This window comes from Streptomyces sp. McG3, assembly GCF_018619185.1.
In the GTDB taxonomy this organism is placed as follows: Bacteria; Actinomycetota; Actinomycetes; order Streptomycetales; family Streptomycetaceae; genus Streptomyces.
The window spans coordinates 1-5,609 of sequence record NZ_JAAXYC010000420.1 but is presented as its reverse complement, the minus strand read 5'-3'; the positions used below and the strand labels follow the sequence as shown (position 1 = coordinate 5,609).

The 5,609-nt window shown below is 70.9% G+C and carries 7 protein-coding genes; 1 reads left to right on the top strand and 6 read right to left on the bottom strand.

Translation table 11 applies throughout. The features are described from left to right. The 3 genes from HET64_RS35935 to HET64_RS35930 form a co-directional block, all read right to left on the bottom strand. On the bottom strand, positions 1-1,519 hold a 1,519-nt coding region (locus HET64_RS35935), incomplete at its 3' end, for an ATP-binding protein (RefSeq protein WP_215111432.1). Between the two features lie 524 nt (positions 1,520-2,043). Next, positions 2,044-2,163, bottom strand: coding sequence for a DUF397 domain-containing protein (locus HET64_RS39440; RefSeq protein ID WP_308370426.1), 120 nt, complete (start codon positions 2,161-2,163; stop codon positions 2,044-2,046). Then, a complete protein-coding gene (locus HET64_RS35930; RefSeq protein WP_215111433.1) occupies positions 2,126-3,040 on the bottom strand; it encodes a helix-turn-helix transcriptional regulator in 915 nt (304 codons plus the stop codon). The genes HET64_RS39440 and HET64_RS35930 overlap by 38 nt, the downstream gene beginning before the upstream one ends. Positions 3,041-3,207: 167 nt before the next feature. On the opposite strand from HET64_RS35930, the gene HET64_RS35925 reads away from it, so the two are divergent. Continuing rightward, positions 3,208-3,768: an ATP-binding protein gene (locus HET64_RS35925; RefSeq protein ID WP_215111431.1), complete on the top strand. Its 561-nt coding sequence runs from the start codon at positions 3,208-3,210 to the stop codon at positions 3,766-3,768. A 9-nt stretch (positions 3,769-3,777) separates the two neighbouring features. Here HET64_RS35925 and HET64_RS35920 read toward each other — a convergent pair whose 3' ends face one another. The 3 genes from HET64_RS35920 to HET64_RS35910 form a co-directional block, all read right to left on the bottom strand. Next, complete coding sequence (locus tag HET64_RS35920; protein ID WP_215111430.1) at positions 3,778-4,167, bottom strand: VOC family protein; 390 nt, start codon at positions 4,165-4,167, stop codon at positions 3,778-3,780. Beyond that, the gene (locus HET64_RS35915) at positions 4,164-4,457 is read right to left on the bottom strand and encodes a helix-turn-helix transcriptional regulator (RefSeq protein WP_215111429.1); all 294 of its coding nucleotides are present in this window, start codon (positions 4,455-4,457) and stop codon (positions 4,164-4,166) included. Before HET64_RS35915 ends, HET64_RS35920 begins: the two co-directional genes overlap by 4 nt. A 177-nt stretch (positions 4,458-4,634) precedes the next feature. Next, positions 4,635-5,609, bottom strand: a 975-nt coding sequence (locus HET64_RS35910; protein ID WP_215111428.1) for an MFS transporter, incomplete at its 5' end; no start/stop codon positions are given.

Genomic DNA, 5,609 nt, shown 5'->3' with positions numbered 1-5,609 from the left:
GTACGGGGGTGGGCTCGGGTGCGGGCGGCGGCGTCGGGGAAGCCGGTGCGGCCGGTGCGGCCGGTGCCGGTGCCGGGGAGGCGGGCGTCGGCGCGGGCGCGGCGACGGCCCGCTGAACCGGAGCCGGGTGGTTCTCCCGGGGCTCCTGCGCGATCAGATGCCGGGGCAGCAGGACGACCACGCCGGTGCCGCCGCGCGAGGACGGGCGGTAGTTGACGCTGATCCGGTGCTTGAGCGCGAGCCGTCCCACGACGGCGAGGCCGAGCCGGGTGCTCTGGAGGGTCGCGAGGTCGGTCATCCGGCCTGCGACGGAGTCCGCCGCCCGTCGCATCGCCGCGTCGGCCATCTTCAGACCGCTGTCCTCGATCGTGACGACGATGCCGGTGCCGCGTTCCTCGACGTAGACGTGCACCTCGTCGATGGGCGGCGAGAAGTTGGCGGCGTTGTCCATCAGTTCGGCGAGCAGGTGCATGACGCCTTCGGCGGCGAAGCCGGAGATGGAGACGCTGGACGAGCAGTGCAGCCGAACGCGCTGATAGGCGGCGATGCGGCCGACCGCGCCACGCAGAATGCTCTCCATGACGATCGGCCTGTTCCAGGCGCGGCTCGGCCGGCCGCCCATCAGCAGCGCCAGCCGGTCCGTCATCAGGCCGAGTTGCGAGGTGCTGTGGTCCAGCCTCAGCAGGTCCCCGAACACCTCTTCGCCGTGACGTTCCTGCATGCCGCGCAGATCGGCGAGCATGCTGACGGACTTCGCCTGGACACGGCTGAGCGCCTTGGCCGACGCGGTCGTCGCCGCGAGAGCCCGGCGCTCGCTGAGCGAGAGCTCCCGGAGCACCGCCTCGACCGAAGCGCGCAGCAGCGGCTGCTCCGGCAGGTACACCTCGGACTGCACCGTGGCGCCGGACTCGCCGTCACGGAGCCTGGCGACCACGCCCGGCAGCGTCTCGCGGGTGAACCGGTCCACCTCGGAGGTCAGCGCGTGCAGTTCCTCACGGAGCCGCGCGTTCTCCGCTCCCAGCTCGTCGTGGACCCGGGTGCTCTCCGTCCGCAGCGAGGCGGTCTGCTGCGCCTGCCCTTCGACCGTGGTCGCGAGGACGTGCAGCAGCTTGCGCTGACGCGGGCTGCGCGGCAGCGGGACACGGCCGAGGGCGTCCGAGGCCTTCACTCCGCCGCGTACCAGCTGGATCAACGCGGGCAGCGCCACATCGGCGGTGTGCGCCGTGTCCGTTTCGAGGGCGGCCAGCGAGGCCTTGAGCCGTTCGGCCTCCGCGCCCCGGTCGGCGGCCGAACGCCGGGCCCGCCGGGTGACGCCGTGAGCGGTGGCGAGCGTGACGGCCAGGGCCACCCAGGCGGTGAGAACCACCGCCACAACCCAGCCGCGGGCCTCCGAAGGCGCCAGAGTCGCTGCCACGGCTCCGGCGACGGCACTCGCCGACAACACGGCCACGAGCGGGGCTATCGCGGCCCTCGGCGTTTTCCTCGGCCGGTGCTGACTGGCTGGTGCGGGTTTCGGCATGGATGCGGTCCCTCAGTTCTACCGGGCAGAAGGTGTGCGGCCGCTCCGAGAAGGTGCAGATCACCTTGGTGCATCGGAGGAAAGCGGAAGCGGTCTTTCCTGTCAGGGGTTGACCACATCGTAGACATGCTTGTGCGGCGGATGATCCGGTCTGCGGCATAGTCCGTAGGCAGAGTGATTTTGTCGAGAATTGGCCAGCAGGCTTTGGGTGTTGTGGTATTCGCGCGGTGGCGCGCTCGCGGTGCGCGGGCGCCGGGGCTGGCATTACCGGCCGCCGGGGACGGTCCAGGTGGGTGCGATGCACTCACCGGTGGGCCTCGGATGAAGCCGCGAATCGAGCCGCGAAGCGGAGATGGCCCCTGCGGAGGAATTCTTTTCGGTCAATCTGAAAAATCTCGCCGGACCGTTCGATCGGCACCGGCGGCACCGGTAGATCCGGGATGACACCAGTAAGTGCTCAATGACACCAGTAAACGGGACGGGACGGGTCCTCGCCCCGCGTGGCCGCTCGGCCGGACCGCGCGTCAGCGGACGACGACTCCGGTGATGAACGCGGTCCAGGCGGGGGCCGGGAGGACGAGAGCGGGGCCGTGGGGGTTCTTGCTGTCACGGACGGGGACGACGCCGGGGAATCCGTCCGCCACCTCCACGCAGTCGCCGCCCTCCTGATTGCTGTAGCTGCTCTTGCGCCAGGCGGCGGCGGTCAGATCGGGACGGGACGCGGCTTCCACGGTAATCGGCCTCCAGTACGGATCGGATCAGGTCGAGTGACATCAGCGGTGGCAGCGCCATCGCCCTGAGACGATCGTAAGTGAGAACGAAACGTTCGACCTCGTCCGGTTCCTCGGTCAACTGGCCGTGGTGCGCGCCTTCCGTGTAGGCCACCTCGGAGCCGTCCGGCATGACCAGCACGGTGAGGGAGCCGCCCAGCGCGCCGTGCTCGCCCTGGTCGAACGGCAGCACTTGGATGGTGACACCGGGCTCCTCCGCCATGCGGAGCAGCTTCTCCAACTGGCCGCGCATCACCGCCGAGCCGCCGACCGGCCGGCGCAGCACGGCCTCGTCGAGGATGATCCACAGCTCCGGCCGGCCCGGGCCGGTCAGCCGGGTCTGGCGGTCCAGCCGCGCAGCGACGCGTTCTTCCAGATGTTCGGAGCCCCGAAGTGAGTGGCCCACGCTCAGCAACGCCCGCGCGTATTCCGGGGTTTGCAGGAGACCGGGCACGGCATGCGAGGCGTACTGGCGGATCACGGCCGCGCGGGCGGAGTACGCGATGAACGCCTGCGACCAGTTCGGAAACGCCTCCCGGTACACGTACGGCCAGAGGTCGATCAACAGGTCGTCCGCCACCAGCTCCCTGTCCAGGGCCCGGGTCAGTTCCAGCGTCGGTTTCGCCCCGGTCGCGCGCTCGATCTGGGCGATGCGACTGCCGACCACATGCGTGAGCACGCCCACGTCGGTCTGGGTCAGTCCGGCCGCCGTACGTAACTTGCGCACGCGCGATCCGAAGAGCGCGGCCATGGAGGACTGCGGGTCAATGGGTTTGGTCACGGCGCTGCTTCCGTTCCTTACGGCCTGCGAGGTAAGGCGCTGTCACCTTCCGAGGCTAGGCCGCGCTGCCGACTCTTGAGTACGGAACGTCACGGAACTCGCACGTGTGGGTGACGTGAGGAGAGTCGAGTGAACGGATGGTCGGCATGACCGGCAAGAGGACGACCACGGCCGAGCAGGCGGAGAAGGCCGATACGCGAGAAGCGGTCCCGCCCGTTCCGCGCGGCTTCGGGCTGACCGCCAACGGCTACGGCTCCCTGTCCCGGCAGTTCCCTTCCACGCCCCGGGGTGCGCGGCTCGCCCGCCGTACCGTGGTGCGGCAGTTGGGTCACTGGGGGTTCAGGCCGATGACGGATGCCACGTGCGCGGTGGCCCTGGTGGTGGCGGAGCTGGCCGCCAACGCGGTGTGCCACGGGCGGCTCCGGGGGCGGAACTTCCAGGTGCGGGTGGACTACGAGGGTCCCGCGAGCCGCTTCCGTATCGAGGTCTCGGACGCCGTGCTCGGCCGCACGCCCGAGGACCCGGAGCTGCCGCCGGACGACCAGGAGTCGGGGCGCGGACTGTTCCTGGTGGAGTGCCTGGCGTCGCGGTGGGGGTGGGAGCCCCGGAACCCGGTCGGGAAGACCGTCTGGGCGGAGGTGGCGGCGGCGAGGCCTCCGGGCGGTCCGGGTGATCCGGGGTTTCCGGGTGGGGCGTGAGGGCTCTCCCTACGCGCTGTGCATGATCTGGATCAGGTTGCCGACGGTGTCGTCCAGGACCGCCGTGGTGACGGCGCCCATCTCCGTCGGCTCCTGGGTGAACCGGACCCCGAGCCCGCTCAGTCGCTCGAACTCGGCCTGTACGTCGTCCACGGCGAAGGCGGTGGCCGGGATGCCGTCCTCGACCAGGGCCGTCGTGTACGGCCGCACGGCGGGGTGCTTGTTCGGCTCCAGGAGGAGTTCGGTGCCGTCGGGGTCCTCCGGCGAGACCAGGGTCAGCCAGCGGTCCTCGCCGCCGAGCGGGACGTCGTGCTTCTTCCGGAATCCCAGGATGTCCGTGTAGAAGCGCATGGCCTTCTCCTGGTCTTCGACGAAGACGCTGGTCAGGTTGATCCTCATGGGGTGCTCTCCGGTGTCTTCGGCCCGAGCCATCGGCTGACGATGTGCTCAAGGGGTTCGGTGTCGAGGTCGTGGAACTTGTAGCGGCCCTGGCGGCGCGTGACGACCAGCCCCGCCGCTTCCAGGACGGCCAGGTGCTGGCTGACCGCCTGGCGGGACAGGCCCAGTCCGTGCCTGGTGGCCAGCCGCGCGCATATCTCGAACAGGGTCTGGCCGTTCCGTTCCGTCAGTTCGTCGAGGATGTGCCGCCGGGTGGGGTCGGCCAGGGCCTTGAAGACATCGTCCGCCATGACTCCACAATAGGCAAGTAGCGACTTGCCTATCAAGGCGGGGTGCTCCGGACGGCTCCGTGACCGCGAGGGTGCGCGGTGCCTGCTCTCCCCCCCCATGGGGAACAGGGAGTGGAGAGTGTCGACAAGGCTCTGGGGCCGCCACCACCCGATCTGACGGCACGTGGCGGAACCGGGTCAGGAAGGGGTGTCCTGCCGGTCGGCCGCTTTGGCGGTCATGGAGTCGGCAGCGGTCTCGGTGATGACCGGGAAGCGGCGCGGGGCCAGGGTGATCAGGGCGAGCAGGGCCAGGGCCGCGGCTCCGGCGGCCCCGATGTAGACGTGGTCCACCGCGGCGTCGACCGCCCGGCGCAGGTAGTCCGTCGCCGCCGCGGAGAGGGTGCCCGGGTCCTCCAGGGCGCGGGCGACCGCGTCCAGGTCGTCGGGGAGACCGGTCACCGGAGCGTCGAGGAGGCGGGCGGCCAGGACGCCGTTGGCGACCGCCCCGAAGACCGCCGCGCCGATGCTCTGGCCGACCTGCCGGCAGAAGAGGACGGACGCCGTCGTCGTACCGCGCTCCGCCCAGCCGACCGTCGACTGGACGCCCACGATCAGCGGGAGCTGGAAGAGGCCGAGGGCCGCGCCGAGCAGGAGCATGAGCAGGGCCGGGTGCCAGGGCTCGCCGGGGTAGGGGAGCAGGGGGAAGGCCAGCAGGATCAGCAGGGCGGCGCCGATGCCGATGATCGCGGTGAGCCGGAAGCCGATGCGGTTGTAGACCCGGTCGGACAGGGCCGCCGTGACGGGCCAGCTCAGCGTCATCACGGAGAGCACGAACCCGGCCGCTATCGGGCCGAGGCCCAGCACCGACTGGGCGTACGTGGGCAGGAAGACGGTCGGCGCGACCATCAGCAGGCCCAACGCGCCGAGCGCGAGGTTGACCGAGGCGATGGTGCGCCGACGCCACACCCAGCCCGGGATGATCGGTTCCGCCGCCCGCCGTTCGATGACGACGGTGAGCGCGGCCAGCACCGCGCTCACCCCGAACAGGCCGAGCGAGGGCGCCGAGAGCCAGGGCCAGGCGACCCCGCCCTGTACGAGCGCGGTGAGCAGCAGGGCGCCGGTCGCGAAGACGGCGAGCGCGCCCGCCCAGTCGACGCGGGGCCGGACGGCGGG

Coding starts and splice junctions, on each gene's coding strand:
- HET64_RS35930 (WP_215111433.1), bottom strand. CDS start 3,040: ATGGCCGCGCTCTTCGGATCGCGCGTGCGCAAGTTACGTACGGCGGCC.
- HET64_RS35925 (WP_215111431.1), top strand. CDS start 3,208: ATGGTCGGCATGACCGGCAAGAGGACGACCACGGCCGAGCAGGCGGAG.
- HET64_RS35920 (WP_215111430.1), bottom strand. CDS start 4,167: ATGAGGATCAACCTGACCAGCGTCTTCGTCGAAGACCAGGAGAAGGCC.
- HET64_RS35915 (WP_215111429.1), bottom strand. CDS start 4,457: ATGGCGGACGATGTCTTCAAGGCCCTGGCCGACCCCACCCGGCGGCAC.